Below are 14,381 nucleotides of genomic sequence, written 5' to 3'. Positions count from 1 at the left end.
AGTTTTAAAATGAGTCAGGAAGAAACGGGAATCTATATATTTTGTGCCATTCAGACAGAAGAAGACGATCAATTTGGTTCCATTGAATTGGAAGGTGAGGAACGCGAAACGTTCACGATTCGATATAAGGATGCCGCCATGGTAGCAGCAGAAGTACCAATGAAAATCTATCATCCCAAGAAGCAAAATTTACTCATGCACCAAGGTACCGTATCACGGGTAATGGATCAAAAAGATACGGTCATCCCGATCAGCTTTGGGAATGTCTTTAAATCAAGGGACGACGTAGCAGCCTTACTGGAAAACCTTTATCCTCAATTCGAAACTCTATTCCCGGCAATTAAAGGGAAAATCGAGTTGGGCCTGAAGGTGGTTGGTAAAAAGGAATGGCTGGAAGCGATGGTCAAGGACAACCCTCAGGTAGAGAAAATGGCATCAGCCGTTAAAGGGAAATCGGAATCTGCAGCGTATTATGATCGCATTCAGCTTGGCGGTATGGCACAGAAACTATTTGCAGGCCTACAACATGAGGTGAAGCAGGAAGTCTTTGCGCCCCTTGAAGAAACAGCTGTATCAGCAAAGTCGAATGACCCTTCCAGTGAGAAGATGTTGCTTAATGCCTCATTTCTCATTGATCGTGATCAAGAGGAACAATTCGATCAAAAGGTCAATGAAGCCCATGAAACATGGAAGGATAAGGTCGAATTTCACTACAGCGGCCCGTGGCCGGCTTACAATTTCGTCAATATACGATTAAAGGTCGAGGAAGGCTGATGATTCATAAATTGGTGAGTGCACCAATTAATTTAGTCATAAAAGTCGGCGAAAAGATTAAAGAAGAAGCAGACAAAGAATTATACGACCTTCCTACCATTCAACAAAAATTGATTCAGCTTCAGATGATGTATGAGCTGGGTGAAATTCCTGAAGAAGCATTCCAGGAAAAAGAAGACGAACTCTTAACACGATATGAAATAGCGAAACAGATGGAAATGGAACAGTGGGAAGAATTAACGAAAAAGAAATAAGGGTGATCAGATGAGCGATTTACTTTATTTATACGGCTTAATCCCGACAAAAGAAGCAAAAGAAAAACCCCTACCCTCCATGAACGGATTTGATGGAGAAGGTGAACTATATACGATTGAAATCGGCGAGGTGACAGCAATTGTCTGTAATCTCCCACGGAATGAATACTCAGAAGAAACCATAAAGGACAGAGTTGAGAACGACATGGACTGGCTTCAGGAAAAGGCGTTTCATCATCACGAAACAGTATTGATGGTTTCAAAGCTTTATACCATCATTCCCCTGAAGTTCTGTACATTGTACAAGAACGAGGATAGCCTTAAGTCCACGATAGAAGGCAATCGAAACAAACTGAAAATGACCTTTGAACAGTTGGATGGCAACGAAGAGTGGAACGTCAAGATCTACTGTGACGATAAGCTGCTGAAAGAACAAGTAAGTGAAAGCAATCCATCCATCGAAGCCAAAAGGAAAGAAATCAGCGAATTACCAAAGGGCAGGCAATTCTTTGAAAAGAAAAAAATCGATCAGCTGATTGATCGTGAACTTGAAAACGAGAAAAACCGCCTTTGTGAAGAGGTTCATGAAAAGTTGAAAGAACATTCCCTGCATGGAAACATCAAAAAAAATTGGAGTAAGGATGTAACTGGCCGACAGGAACATATGGCTTGGAATAGTGTATTTCTCCTTCCTGCATCCAAAGTAGATGAATTTGTAGAAGAAATTAAGCAGTACGAAGAAGAACTGGGACACGCCGGTTGGAAAGTCGAAGCATCCGGACCTTGGCCACCCTATCATTTTTCAAGTTTTTCTTAATCACAAAAGAAGGAATGAGAAATATGACAGTCAGAGAATCGATTGAGAATAAAGATATAGCCCTTATAGATATATTAGATGTCATTCTCGACAAAGGTGTGGCGATAAAGGGAGATTTGATTATATCCATTGCAGGGGTCGACCTCGTGTATCTGGATTTGCGAGTGCTGATTTCCTCAGTAGAAACATTGGTTCAACATAAGCAGGGAACACGTAAAACGGTAACATCCGATCAATTTGATCAAGAAAGGGAGGGATTGATTCATGCAACCGGCCAGCGGGACAAATGGGCGAATTAATTTCGACCCGGAAAAAGCAGAGCAAGGGTTGGCGCAGCTTGTATTGACCGTCGTAGAACTACTAAGGCAAATCGTCGAAAGGCATGCCATGCGGCGGGTTGAAGGCGGTACTTTGACGGATGAACAAGTGGAGAATCTGGGCATAGCCCTTATGAACCTTGAGGAAAAAATGGAAGAGTTAAAAGAGGTATTCGGTCTTGATGCAGAAGACTTGAATATAGATCTTGGCCCCTTAGGGAGCTTAATGTAATGCCGATTAGGGAGGTTACATGATGGGAATGGAGCATCCGGTACAATCCAACACAATAGTGGATGTATTAGAAAAGATCTTAGATAAGGGCGTGGTCGTAGCAGGAGATATTACGGTGGGAATCGCCGATGTCGAGTTGCTTACGATCAAGATCCGCTTAATTGTTGCTTCCGTAGATAAAGCAAAAGAAATAGGCATGGACTGGTGGGAAAATGACCCTTATTTAAGTTCCAAAGCCGCGGATAACAACACGAAAGCACTTGAAGAGGAAAATAAGAAATTACAGGAACGACTGGAATCACTTGAAAAGAAACTGGATACGAACCGTCTTAACACGGCGGAAACCACAAACTAAATGGAGGTTTTACTGATGGCAGAAAAAAATAATACCCAAAACACAACAGTTGAGAATCAAGGACAGGAAAAGAATTCAACAAATGAGAACAAAACAAGAAGAAGCGGCCCTATTAAGAGAACCGTGGCAGGAAGTCTTCTCGGAGCAACAGTGGGGTATTTAGCGACACCTGAAAATGGAAAGAAACTATTGGATCGCATCGATCAAGAAAAAATCAAAAACAAAAGCCTGGATTTTGGGAAAGCCGCAAAAGAAAAATCGAGAAAAGCTGCAGTTTCACTAAAATCATCAACTGCAAACCTGTTTAAGGGTGATAAAGATGAGGAAGCTTCTGAAGACACGGAAACGGCTGTAAATTCAACAGAAACGAACAGCTCTGATGAAGAGTCGAATAAAGATTATGAAGCTCTTAAACAAGAAAATGATGAACTTCAGGATCGCCTGCAGCAATTAGAAGAGAAAATGAATCAAATCGCGGCAGCCCGTGAAGAAGATAGTGATGAAGAGGAAGGCGAAGTTGAGAAAGAAACCTCTTCGAAACAGCAAACCTCAAAGAAATCCAAGGAAACAGCGACAGGTGAAGAAGATGATGACGAAGACGAAGATGAAGAAGATGATGAAGATGAGACAAGCGATGATGGGGACGGTGATGAAGATAGCGACGAAGAGGCTTCAAGCAAGAAGAAATCAAACAGTAAGTCAAGCTCTTCAAAGGGTAAAAAGCGTACTACCCGTAAGTCTGCTGCTAAAAATAAGAAAGCTAAAAAAGAGGATGACAAAGACGGAGATCAAGAAGACACGACACTTGCTACTGAAGACGACACTGTAGCTTAATGCGAAAGGAGATATGAAAATGAGTTCAGGATCCGGTACAGGAAAGGACAGCATCTTAGAATTTTTTGTACAAGCCTCAAATAAGCATGACTTTTCATTAGATATCACATTAAACGTCTGTGGAGCCGTCATAACGGGTACTCTTGTTTCTGCCAAGGAATACTTTGACTCATTAAGTGAAACCTTTGAGGACGGCAGTGATGTGGCCCAGAAGCTGAGTGAGGAGCTGGCCAGGGCCGGTGAGTCAGTAGATGAAAATCAGAGCGCTGAAGCCCATTTCATTCATTTGAAGAATACCAAGGTGTACTGTGGCGACAGCAAGCCAACCCCTTCCAAAGGGAAAATCATGTGGCGTGGGAAAATAAGTGAAGTTGACGGTTTTTTCTTGGGGAAGATTGCAGAATCGAAGAGTAGTAAATAATTGAAGTCTAAAAAGCAACTGAGCTGTAGTTCAGTTGCTTTTTTCGATTTGTAAGAATAAAAATAATTATTTCCCGGGGAGGAAATGACTTTTTTCGACAAAATCCTCATCCTATTTATCGGATAGGGGGAGATGTGATTAACCTGGTTACACAAAGTTGACCCATAGCAGTAAAGTGAATACAGGAGCCGTTAAATACTGAACCAACGAAGCTGCAGTTTGCCTCTTATAAGCATCCGCGACTTTCATTCCGCTGAATTGGGTTCAATATAGAGATAAGCTAAATCTTCCTTGATATGCTTGCGAAACATCCCGTCATTCGTCTTACCTTCACTCTGGCATATGTTTTCCTTTCCGGATATTCGGGTATAGAGTACTATACAAAGGAGGTTACCTTCATGAAACGTTTAATTGGAAGACTGATCAAATGGGGACCTATCATTTACCCGATCTATAAGAAATATCGTAATAAAAGAAGACATAAGAAATCCATGACGTACTAAGAGGGCAGCCTGCATTGGCTGTTTTTTTTGCGTCTTTAAGCACAAATGAACCCCCCTGGATTCCACTCCAGGAGGGTTCATTTGTATTTTTAATGATTCGTTCTTCTCATCCCTCTTAGAAGTAAACTCAGCAGGAATACGAATATGATTGCTCCCAGTAATGCCGGGATGATGGCGATTCCTGCAAGGGACGGGCCGAAGCTTCCAAGAAGTTCCCCTCCGATCCAGGCACCGATGATTCCGGCGATGATGTTTCCGATAATGCCACCAGGAACATTTTTACCTAATATAAGACCAGCTAACCAACCGATAATTCCTCCAACAATTAAGTACAGGATAATACCCATTTTTCTTACCTCCAGTTAATGTTTTTTAATGCTGTTACAAGTTAAATTCCCCTTTTTCTAAATGTCAAAACCTAATATGTTGTCACTTGAAAAATTTTCTGCAGGATGTACATGACATACTTAATTGCCGGAAGCTTATCTTGGTACTTCTCATATTTAAGGGAGAAAGTCCCATCTTCATTATTCCAAATGCGTTGGAAATATTGATGGATATGTTTGATGGTTTTGTTGTCGGAAGGGGCGACAATCTTAATGTTTTCTTCCAAATTATAATCATCCAGGTTCCTTGAAGTGTAGTTACTTGAACCACCTATGACCGTACTTTCATTCGCTCCTTTTATTAAAATGAATTTGGAATGGTATTGCTCTTTGTTGGTGTTGTACCAACGGATGGTAATATGTTCGTTACCCAGGTTATGCAATTCGGAAGCGATTGGCAGGTTAGGTAGTCCAATCTTTTCTTGACCGAAGGCATTTTGGTTCGGGTCCAGTACCATCCGTACTTCGACTTCACGGTCTGCAGCGCTTTCAATCGCATCGATAATATCCCTGTCCGCCAAATAGAACATCCCTATCCAGACTTCGTCTCCTTTTTTGGCATTTTTCAATGCTTGGACCACACTGGTTTGAACTTTTTTTTCAGTTAGAATTTGTGCTTTGACTGAGTTACTGTTCGATGGAAGCTCTTTAATAGACTGTTCTAACTCCGCATTGGAAGGAAATGAATCCTCATTACCTCCAGAGAAAGCAGCGACTGCCTTTTCTGCTTTTACCATGTCTTTAAGGATTTCTCCTTTTACCTTGAATCCGATGTTCGAGTGGAATCCGCTTGCATCATGAGGGTTGGCGGAAAGGATCAGTCCTGCGTCTTCCGTAATGACAATTTTCCGGTGGTTAGCTTTGACATTTAACAGTTTTAAGTACGATCTCATTGTGACCTTGGGTGCACTCGGGGACATCGGATTAGGGAGCCAGCCTTCCCCGCCTTGTCCAAACCACCCTAACGTAGTTCTCCAAATGCCGGAATAAATTAAGTTAGGGTCCCTGAGTCGATTTAAATCGGTGAATATGACCTCTGCACCCGCCTTTTCCAACGGTTCGATTTGTTTGGCTTTATGTGAACCGTAAGTTGTGTTGACGACATCACTGATAAAGACCACTTTCAGGTCAGGCTTCTTTTTCATTTGTTCCTGTATCTTATTAAATAATGTCTCACTGATTTTTGGATAATCACGCTCACCCTTTGTATAGCCGTTTACTAAGAATAAGTCCAAAATAAGAAAATCATCTGCCTCTTCAATGGTTTGGTAGACTTCATCGAAGATCGAATGGTCATAATGCTCTTTCCCATCCTTCTGATAGGTCAGGTCGTATAAGAACTCTACGTCCTCCTCCGGTATGGTATAAGTTTCTCCGGCGTAAGAAATACCCGGTGGTAAGGGCTTAATGCGGTTGTAAACCATCACTGTTGCCAGGATCAGTACGATGGCTCCCCCCATCCACCAGCTTTTCTTCTTATACCACTTTTTCTTTGTCTTCAAATGAATTCCCCTGTTCTACAGTTTTTTTCTTACTATACCCTTAATAGCAGGGGGAGAATCCACATGGGCATGAGAAAGTTCCTATCAAAAAAACACGCGGGTAATTCTTTTCAATGACAAGTTTGGGATATAAACAGGTGCGCAGGGGAGAAAGGGTCAAAATGGGTATACTGAACGTTTACATGTTGGGAATTGGTCTATTATATAAGGAGAATCTGTGAGGGGGATATGAATGTCAAATCTTGATATAAAGGCTTTTGTATTCGATGCGTATGGAACGTTATTCGATGTTCATTCGGTCATTGATAAATGTAATGAACTTTTTCCGGAAAAAGGGGAAGAGATCAGTCAATTGTGGCGTCAGAAGCAATTGGAATACAGCTTCCTCCGTCAGCTGATGGGAACGTATAAGACCTTTTACTCCATTACGAAGGATGCCCTTTATTACGCGTGTGTACAAATTGGAGTGGATCTTTCTGATGAAAAGGAGAAGAAATTATTGGATTCCTATCTGGAATTGGCTCATTATGAAGAAGTAGAGGGTGTACTCGGAGAATTGAAATCTTATCAAACAGCGATATTCTCAAACGGCTCCCTGGATATGCTAATACCACTAGTGGAGCAGTCCTCGTTTGGGCATTTACTGGATGAAGTGTTGACAGTGGATGAGGTGAAACAGTATAAACCGACCCCGATGTCTTATCAGCTCGTTCTTCAAAAGCTTGGGGTCAAACGGGAAGAAGTCTTGTTTATGTCCTCCAACCCTTGGGATATTGCAGGAGCTAGTAACTTTGGTTTCAATACGGCATGGATCAATCGTCAGGATAGGGTGATGGACGAGCTGGGGGTGAAACCACATTTTGTCTATAAGGATCTAAACGGAATAGTGGAGCATAAGAGCTAAGGGAAAGGGACTTCTTATGGTGTGAATGACGGAAGGTTAGATCAGTCCTTCCCATACTCTTCCTATTCATTGTATAGTACAGGTAGACCAATGGACTAAACGATGTTTCAGAACTTGGTAGAGCGATGAAGCATGAATAGCGAAGACTACTACATACTGATTAGGGAGGAACATCATGACTGAAAAGTTGATTCCGGTGTCTGGCGTAGAAGTGGATTCTAAAACTAAGTGTAAGCATTATAGAACGTCAAAGGATATAATTGCCATTAAATTCAAGTGTTGTGATACCTATTATCCTTGTCATACGTGTCATGAAGAAATGGCAGATCATAAGCCCATTCTCTGGTCACCGGATGAGTGGAATATGAAAGCGGTACTTTGCGGAGAATGTAAGAACGAGTTAACCATTTTACAATATATGAATTGTCAATCAGTCTGTCCTCATTGTCAGTCTTCCTTTAACCCCGGGTGTCAGAACCATTATCATTTGTATTTTCAAGGGTGAGTTTTGCAGGGAAGGCTGGGATGAAGAAATGTTTCACGTGAAACGAAAGGGGTGCTGAAATGGAGAAAGCGACGTTTGCAGGTGGTTGTTTCTGGTGTATGGTAGAACCCTTTGAGAATCAAGATGGAATTGAAGGGGTCGTCTCTGGCTATACTGGAGGGCAATTGGCCGATCCAACCTATAAAGATGTTACTGCAGGCGGAACCGGACATGTTGAAGCCGTGCAGGTTACCTTTGATCCTTCCTTGTTTCCGTATGAGGACCTCCTGGATCTTTACTGGAAACAAATTGACCCCACGGATTCTGAAGGGCAGTTTAAAGATCGCGGGAACTCATATCGGACAGCAATTTTTTATCACAATGATACTCAAAAAAGGCTGGCGGAAACCTCTAAGATAGAATTGGAAAAGAGTGGACGATTTCAAGACCCCATAGTGACAGAAATATTACCTGCTGGGGAATTTTATCTTGCAGAAGAATACCATCAGGATTTTCATAAGAAAAACGCATTCCGGTATGCACTTTACAAGCGCAGCAGAGCAGACTTTTTGAAGAAGTATTGGCCTAAGGACCGATCGTATTTGAAAGGACAGTTGACGGACATGCAATATTTCGTGACACAGGAAAATGGGACAGAGTCACCTTATGAAAACGAATATTGGGACAACACAAGAGACGGATTGTATGTTGATATCATTTCAGGTGAGCCTTTATTCACTTCGAAAGATCAGTATGACAGTGGCTGTGGCTGGCCAAGCTTTACAAAGCCGGTGATGGATGCAAGCGTATACGAACAATACGATCTATCACTTCGTTCAACGAGGCTGGAAGTCAGAAGCAGGGAAGCTGATTCCCATCTTGGCCATGTTTTCACAGATGGACCGGGCCCTAAAGGTCTTCGCTATTGTATTAATTCTGCCTCTTTACGCTTTATCCCTAAGGAAAAGCTTGAAGAAGAAGGGTATGGCGATTTTTTATTGTTGTTTCCCGGTAAATAGAGAGGCTGAGACATAATGTATTAGTCAAATAAAAATCCGGACGATCATTCGAATCGTCCGGATTTTTATTATTTTTAATGAAGCATACTTAGTGTATATAGCTGATTCCGGCTGCTGATTGGAGTGCAAGACAAAGACTTTCGCCCAAAGAAAGCGAAGTCTTGCCCAGAATCGGGCATCGGTGTAACAAACCTTATAAAAAAAGAATAACCGAAAGCAATGCTGTCCCTCTGTTTCCGGTAATTCTTTAATCCTTCTGACAGTTTCTAATCTTGTGGTCGGTTTTTCTTGGTATTTGCCTGTCCGGTTGTAAACTCGACTAATTCAGAACTGGTGCGATTTCCTTTTTTAGCATTCGTATTACTTTGAGCATTTCGGTTCCCTTTTTTTGTACGTCCCATTAAGAATCCCTCCTAAATAGTCAATCCCTTATAGTGTAAGGAGTAACACAGGAAATATTCTTCTGTACCATGCGACAAAATATGTCAAATATCTTGGTATTTCAGTTTATTTCCCAGGCTATAATCGACAAAAACTTCGAAATGAAGAGGTCCGTCCCTCAATCGTTTACTTCGAACCTGGTGAGGGGTTTCTTGGCAGGGCCTTCGATGACGTCCCCTTCTATGGAGAAGCGTGAGCCGTGACAAGGGCAGTCCCAGGTGTGGTCTCCATGATTCCATTCGGTTTCACAGCCAAGGTGGGTACAGGTTGTATCGACGATGTGCAGTTTTCCTGATTCATCCCGGAACCCCCCGCATCGGCGTCCATTCAAGTTTACGATATCCCCTTCCCCTTTTTGCAGCTCCTGAGGTTTTTTAGATGGAATTTGAAGTTTCCCTTTAATTAGATGTCCGGCTACATTTAGATTCTCCTTGAAAAAATGTTTGATGCTTGGGTCGGCAACAAACCGAGAAGGAGTGTATATATCAGCATAAATGTGATGGTTCCCTAAAATCTGATCAGAAAGAATCTGTCCGGCAAGAGTCCCTGATGTCATTCCCCATTTTTTAAACCCGGTAGCTACAAAGATGGAGGGGTGCTTTTCTGTCAACTTACCGATATAGGGCACTTTATCCATTGTGATCAGGTCCTGGGCAGACCATCTGTATCGGACTTCTTCTATTCCAAGCACTTCTTCACCAAAAGCTTGGAGTGCTTTATAATGATCTAATGTATCCTTTCCTTGTCCTGTTTTATGGTTATCCCCACCTATCAGAATGAGGTTCTCTCCATTTTCATCCTCTTCAAAACGAAGAGAGCGAGTAGGTTCTTCTGCACTTAAATACATTCCGCCTGGATAGTCCTTTTTCGCTTTCACCCCAAGTATGTACGAACGCTCTGCATACATTTTCGTGAAGTAAAATCCCATTCCATCATAAAAAGGAAAATGGGAGCAGATGACGACATACTCGCTATCCAAATGATATCCGTCATCTGTTACAACTTGTGTGCTATCCCCTTCATTGATGGTTTTGGCGGTGGTTCCTTCAAAGATTTGACCGCCAAGGTCTGTAAAAGAATCAATCAGGGTTTTAAGATATTTTAATGGGTGAAATTGAGCTTGGTTTTTCATTACGACGGCATTTTTGATAGTCAGATCGAGGGGGATAGTCTCGATAAGCTCTCCTGTGATTTCCAACTTCTGATATGCCTCATATTCTTTCTGGACTTTCTCTGCATATTGTTCCGTAGTCGAGTAAACATACGAATCTTCCTCTGAAAAATGACACTCGATGTTTTCGTTGGAAATGGTGTCCTTGATAAACTCAAGAGCCTTAATGTGTGATAGGTAATATTTTTTTGCGAACTCTTCTCCGAAATGCTGGATAAGCTCATCATAAATTAACCCATGTTGAGCGGTAATTTTAGCGGTTGTATGCCCCGTTGTTCCGTTCAATAAGTGGTCAGCCTCAATGAGAGCCACCTTTTTACCGCCTTTTGCCAAAAGGTAGGCGGTGGTGATCCCTGCAATCCCGCCTCCGACCACGGTCACGTCTACCTTTATATTTTGATCTAGCTTTTTAAATAGGGGAAGTTTAGTCGTTTCCCTCCAATAGGGTTCCGGTGTGTTGGAAAAAGCATTGTGTTGGTGTGTATCCATTTGAACGCTCCTTTAGCTTTCTATTCCTTACCATTCTCTCCCGAAATGAAGAAAAAATAAGTCGGGAAATAAAAAAAGAGAACGACTCGGCAATGGAGTCGTTCTCTTGAAGCTTCGACTTACTAATTTTGAAGAACAGAACCGGATTTCTCAGCAGAATGAACAGTCTGTTTTAAAAGCATGGAGATCGTCACAGGACCGACTCCACCCGGAACAGGTGTGATGGCACTGGCTTTTTCATAGCATGCCTCGTAATCAATGTCACCGACGTTCCCTTTGTTGTATCCGGCATCAAGAACGACGGCACCTTCTTTTAACCAGGCTCCCTGAATGAAATTCGGTTTACCGACTGCAGCCACGACAATATCAGCAGCGGCCAGAATTTCAGGCAGGTTTTCTGTATAGGAATGGCATGTCGTCACCGTTGCATTGCGGTTCAATAACATCATGGAAACGGGTTTACCAAGGATTGGACTTCTTCCAACCACCACAGCGTGTTTCCCTTCAAGGGTAACGCCGTAGTAATCGATGATACTCATGATAGCGGCAGGGGTGCAGGATGGATATTCGCCGAATCCCAATGAATTTTGGCCGAATCCGAGACTCGTGACTCCATCTACATCCTTTTCAATGGAAATCGCTTCAAAGGCGGCGCGTTCATCGATGTGATGGGGAACCGGGTGCTGTAAGAGGATCCCATGAACAGTAGAGTCAACATTCAGCTCTTGGATCACTTCCAGTAATTCCTCCGTAGTCGTTTCCTTTGGAAGGTGGATTCGTCTTGATTCCATTCCAATTTTTGCACAGGCATTCCCCTTCATCTTAACGTACGTAGCAGAAGATGGATCATCTCCAACGAGCACAGTTGCAAGACATGGAGTAATCCCATCTTCCTTTAATACAGCTACTCTCGATTTCAGGCTTTCCTTGACCTCAGATGCAACAAGTTTCCCGTCTAACACTAATGGTTCCACTGCTATCCCTCCTGATTATAGTAAAAAAAGACAAGGGTATCCCCCTGCCTTCTGCCCAGGCGAACGGCTAATGGCTCATGTTTTATAAGATTCGCAGCTCCCTTGTGGTTGATTCCACATTCTCGCCAGTCACTGCTCTATATATTTTCAAACTTATTATAACACGAATATAAAACAAAAATCCAGTATTAATGTTCGTGTTTTTGGTGACCTACACCATAAGGCTGAGAGAGTGCTACATCTAATTTTCTAGATGGTTCGCCCCCGAAAAGACGATTTGTTGCCTGAGAATATTGCATAAACTGTGAGTAATAAGAGAAACGAAAGGGGTATGGAATATGTTTGCAAATAAAGTAATCATGATAACGGGTGCTTCTAAAGGATTGGGGAGGGCCTTGGCAGTGAAGTTTGCTGAAGAAGGAGCAAAGGTGGCCATTTGCGCTCGAAAACCGGGACCACTAAAGGAAGTTGAGAATGAACTGAAATCGTTGGGAGCTGAAGTGGTGGCATTAGAGGCGGATGTTTCGGTTGCCCGGGATGTGGATCGTTTCGTGTCAGTAACGGAAGAAACGTGGGGAAGCGTTGATGTTTTGTTTAATAATGCCTCTGTGTTTGGCCCGGGTCCACGTCTGTTAGCAGATTATCCGGAGAAAGAGTTTCTTGAGGTGCTAAGGATCAATACGTTAAATCCATTTTTAGTAACAAAACGGGTTCTTCCCGGTATGATCAGCAGGGGGATGGGGTCCATCATTAATTTAACGTCTGAAGCGGGCCAAACAGGCTTTAGCGAATGGGGAGCGTACGGTATTTCAAAATTTGCGGTGGAAGGAATGACTCAAACGTGGGCTGACGAGCTAGATGGGACGGGTGTCCGGATGAACATGGTCGACCCAGGTGAGATGGATACTGAAATGCATGGCAAGGCGGTTCCAGAGTGTGAGTACCCTCTTGCAAATCCACAAGATCACCTTGAAGTCTTTCTCTACCTTGCATCCGATGATTCTTCTGATGAAAACGGAAAGAGATTTGAAGCACAGGAGTACCAGGACAAAGGGAGGGGAAAGGCATGAAGGAACGTTTGAATTCGTTTCATATCCCTTCCCATTTGAACGCGACGACCCCCATCGAGCTTCAAGGGTTTGAAAGAGATGATGTGAAGATGATAGTCCTGAACCGTGAGGACGGAAGCTGTGAACATACTCGATTTAAACAGTTGCCTGATTTTTTACAGAAGGGAGATGTCCTTGTTTTTAATAACAGCCGAACCCTTCCTGCTTCACTAAAAGGAAAGCAGGGGAACAGGAAGGTAGAGGTTCGTCTCTCACGGAAAACAGATGAAAACACTTGGGATGCCCTCATTCTTGGAGACTTCTATCAAACAGGGGAACCCATTGATTTTCCAGAAGGTGTATCGGGTCGTATGAAGGGTCAAGGAAGCGAAACCCCTCTTGTACAGGTGGAGTTCAGCAGAGGTGGAGTTGAGTTGATGGATTTCATTTTCAAGTGGGGGGAGCCAATTCGTTATGAATACATTGAGGCTCCATGGCCACTTGATTATTACCAAAATGTCTATGGATCGGTTCCCGGCTCCGTTGAGATGGCTTCTGCCGGAAGGGCATTTACATGGAAGCTGATACGAGCTTTAAAGGAAAAAGGGATTGGCATTGTGTTTATACAGCTCCACGCAGGCTTGAGCTACTATGGAAATGATCGCTGGCCGATGCCTCAAAACCATCCTGAAGACTTCCATGTCAGTTCAGAAGCGGTGAAAGAGATACTCTATGCAAAGGATCGAGGGAGTAGAATCATCGCGGTGGGTACAACAGTTGTTCGCGCTCTGGAAACGGTGATGACTTATTACGGGCAGCTTCAGCCTGCAGATGGCACCACGAATGTATATATATCAGGTGATACGCCTCTTCAAATCGTAGACGGACTCATTACAGGGCTGCACGAACCTGAAGCAAGTCATTTAGATCTTTTAAAGGCATTCATTTCAGAGAGTAAATTGGAGAATGCCTATCAAATTGCTCTGGCAAAAAACTATAAATGGCATGAATTTGGGGATATGAATATCATTTTGTAAGGAGAAATGGATATGAGACTTCATCATATAGGGATGAATGTGAAGAGCCTGGAGAAGTCGAAGGAATTCTATCAGACTCATTTTGGGTTCATGGAAGAAATGTCTTTTAAATGGGGCAGTGAGAAGATCCTGTTCTTGAAAAAGGGGGATCATCGCTTGGAGCTCATAGAGGAACCTGGAGCGAGTAACGGCTCAAGGGGTGCATTCCTTCATATAGCATTTGACGTAAGTGACCTTGAAAAGGAAGTTGGATCAGTAAAGAAGAAGGGGTTAATGCCTGTCGAAGGTCCCCTGCTTCTTGAAAATGGCTGGAAAGTGGCTTTTTTCTTTGGTCCCGATGGGGAAATTGTTGAAATGGTTGAAGGGTAAAGGAATTTCTTTGACTAAAGCATGAGGGATTTCCGTCTTGTTCGGTGTT

The 14,381-nt window shown here is 42.8% G+C and carries 19 protein-coding genes and 1 riboswitch; of the genes, 14 read left to right on the top strand and 5 right to left on the bottom strand.

Annotation, left to right across the window (positions count from 1 at the left end; all coding sequences use genetic code 11):
* Positions 1-9 precede the first annotated feature (9 nt).
* The 8 genes from BAA9072_RS10150 to gvpU are packed head-to-tail and all read left to right on the top strand — an operon-like array spanning position 10 to position 4,004.
* Positions 10-774 carry a GvpL/GvpF family gas vesicle protein gene (locus BAA9072_RS10150; protein ID WP_201714557.1) on the top strand — a complete coding sequence of 255 codons (765 nt, stop codon included), beginning with the start codon at positions 10-12 and terminating at the stop codon, positions 772-774.
* Complete coding sequence (locus BAA9072_RS10145; protein WP_044340210.1) at positions 774-1,028, top strand: gas vesicle protein GvpG; 255 nt, start codon at positions 774-776, stop codon at positions 1,026-1,028. Before BAA9072_RS10150 ends, BAA9072_RS10145 begins: the two co-directional genes overlap by 1 nt.
* A gap of 10 nt (positions 1,029-1,038) precedes the next feature.
* Positions 1,039-1,845, top strand: coding sequence for a GvpL/GvpF family gas vesicle protein (locus BAA9072_RS10140; protein ID WP_201714556.1), 807 nt, complete (start codon positions 1,039-1,041; stop codon positions 1,843-1,845).
* A gap of 23 nt (positions 1,846-1,868) precedes the next feature.
* Positions 1,869-2,144, top strand: coding sequence for a gas vesicle protein (locus BAA9072_RS10135; protein ID WP_034764922.1), 276 nt, complete (start codon positions 1,869-1,871; stop codon positions 2,142-2,144).
* Positions 2,110-2,394: a gas vesicle protein K gene (locus tag BAA9072_RS10130; RefSeq protein WP_201714555.1), complete on the top strand. Its 285-nt coding sequence runs from the start codon at positions 2,110-2,112 to the stop codon at positions 2,392-2,394. Before BAA9072_RS10135 ends, BAA9072_RS10130 begins: the two co-directional genes overlap by 35 nt.
* Positions 2,395-2,416: 22 nt before the next feature.
* A complete protein-coding gene (gvpJ, locus tag BAA9072_RS10125) occupies positions 2,417-2,749 on the top strand; it encodes a gas vesicle protein (protein WP_061810579.1) in 333 nt (110 codons plus the stop codon).
* A gap of 15 nt (positions 2,750-2,764) precedes the next feature.
* Entirely contained in the window at positions 2,765-3,583 is an 819-nt protein-coding gene (gene gvpT / locus BAA9072_RS10120) for a YtxH domain-containing protein (RefSeq protein ID WP_201714554.1), read from the top strand.
* Positions 3,584-3,602: 19 nt separating this feature from the next.
* Positions 3,603-4,004, top strand: a complete 402-nt coding sequence (gene gvpU, locus BAA9072_RS10115) for a gas vesicle accessory protein GvpU (RefSeq protein WP_201714553.1) — start codon at positions 3,603-3,605, stop codon at positions 4,002-4,004.
* Positions 4,005-4,596: 592 nt separating this feature from the next.
* Here the strand turns inward: gvpU and BAA9072_RS10110 are convergent.
* Complete coding sequence (locus BAA9072_RS10110) at positions 4,597-4,854, bottom strand: GlsB/YeaQ/YmgE family stress response membrane protein (protein ID WP_201714552.1); 258 nt, start codon at positions 4,852-4,854, stop codon at positions 4,597-4,599.
* 71 nt (positions 4,855-4,925) lie between these two features.
* Positions 4,926-6,395 carry a phospholipase D family protein gene (locus BAA9072_RS10105; protein WP_230980818.1) on the bottom strand — a complete coding sequence of 490 codons (1,470 nt, stop codon included), beginning with the start codon at positions 6,393-6,395 and terminating at the stop codon, positions 4,926-4,928.
* A gap of 232 nt (positions 6,396-6,627) precedes the next feature.
* On the opposite strand from BAA9072_RS10105, the gene BAA9072_RS10100 reads away from it, so the two are divergent.
* The 3 genes from BAA9072_RS10100 (at position 6,628) to msrA (ending at position 8,802) form a co-directional block, all read left to right on the top strand.
* On the top strand, positions 6,628-7,299 hold the full coding sequence (locus tag BAA9072_RS10100) for a haloacid dehalogenase type II (protein ID WP_201714551.1): 672 nt from the start codon (positions 6,628-6,630) through the stop codon (positions 7,297-7,299).
* A 175-nt stretch (positions 7,300-7,474) separates the two neighbouring features.
* Entirely contained in the window at positions 7,475-7,804 is a 330-nt protein-coding gene (locus tag BAA9072_RS10095) for a CHY zinc finger protein (RefSeq protein ID WP_201714550.1), read from the top strand.
* Positions 7,805-7,863: 59 nt separating this feature from the next.
* Positions 7,864-8,802, top strand: coding sequence for a peptide-methionine (S)-S-oxide reductase MsrA (gene msrA / locus BAA9072_RS10090; RefSeq protein ID WP_201714549.1), 939 nt, complete (start codon positions 7,864-7,866; stop codon positions 8,800-8,802).
* A gap of 266 nt (positions 8,803-9,068) precedes the next feature.
* On the opposite strand, the gene BAA9072_RS24490 is transcribed toward msrA, so the two are convergent.
* The 3 genes from BAA9072_RS24490 to BAA9072_RS10080 all read right to left on the bottom strand — a co-directional run bounded on the left by BAA9072_RS24490 (position 9,069) and on the right by BAA9072_RS10080 (position 11,877).
* A complete protein-coding gene (locus tag BAA9072_RS24490; protein ID WP_257141073.1) occupies positions 9,069-9,203 on the bottom strand; it encodes a hypothetical protein in 135 nt (44 codons plus the stop codon).
* A gap of 158 nt (positions 9,204-9,361) precedes the next feature.
* On the bottom strand, positions 9,362-10,903 hold the full coding sequence (locus BAA9072_RS10085) for an FAD-dependent oxidoreductase (protein ID WP_201714548.1): 1,542 nt from the start codon (positions 10,901-10,903) through the stop codon (positions 9,362-9,364).
* A gap of 122 nt (positions 10,904-11,025) precedes the next feature.
* Positions 11,026-11,877: a bifunctional 5,10-methylenetetrahydrofolate dehydrogenase/5,10-methenyltetrahydrofolate cyclohydrolase gene (locus BAA9072_RS10080; protein ID WP_408015224.1), complete on the bottom strand. Its 852-nt coding sequence runs from the start codon at positions 11,875-11,877 to the stop codon at positions 11,026-11,028.
* A gap of 46 nt (positions 11,878-11,923) precedes the next feature.
* Positions 11,924-12,020, bottom strand: a riboswitch (ZMP/ZTP riboswitch).
* A 195-nt stretch (positions 12,021-12,215) separates the two neighbouring features.
* Here BAA9072_RS10080 and BAA9072_RS10075 point away from each other — a divergent pair.
* The 3 genes from BAA9072_RS10075 to BAA9072_RS10065 are packed head-to-tail and all read left to right on the top strand — an operon-like array spanning position 12,216 to position 14,332.
* Positions 12,216-12,947: an SDR family NAD(P)-dependent oxidoreductase gene (locus BAA9072_RS10075; RefSeq protein ID WP_201714547.1), complete on the top strand. Its 732-nt coding sequence runs from the start codon at positions 12,216-12,218 to the stop codon at positions 12,945-12,947.
* Entirely contained in the window at positions 12,944-13,963 is a 1,020-nt protein-coding gene (locus BAA9072_RS10070) for an S-adenosylmethionine:tRNA ribosyltransferase-isomerase (protein ID WP_201714546.1), read from the top strand. Before BAA9072_RS10075 ends, BAA9072_RS10070 begins: the two co-directional genes overlap by 4 nt.
* A gap of 12 nt (positions 13,964-13,975) precedes the next feature.
* A complete protein-coding gene (locus BAA9072_RS10065; RefSeq protein ID WP_201714545.1) occupies positions 13,976-14,332 on the top strand; it encodes a VOC family protein in 357 nt (118 codons plus the stop codon).
* The last annotated feature ends 49 nt before the right edge of the window (positions 14,333-14,381 follow it).

The organism is Rossellomorea arthrocnemi, assembly GCF_904424705.1.
GTDB classification, from domain to species: domain Bacteria; phylum Bacillota; class Bacilli; order Bacillales; family Bacillaceae_B; genus Rossellomorea; species Rossellomorea arthrocnemi.
This window is presented reverse-complemented; position numbering and strand designations above follow the sequence as displayed.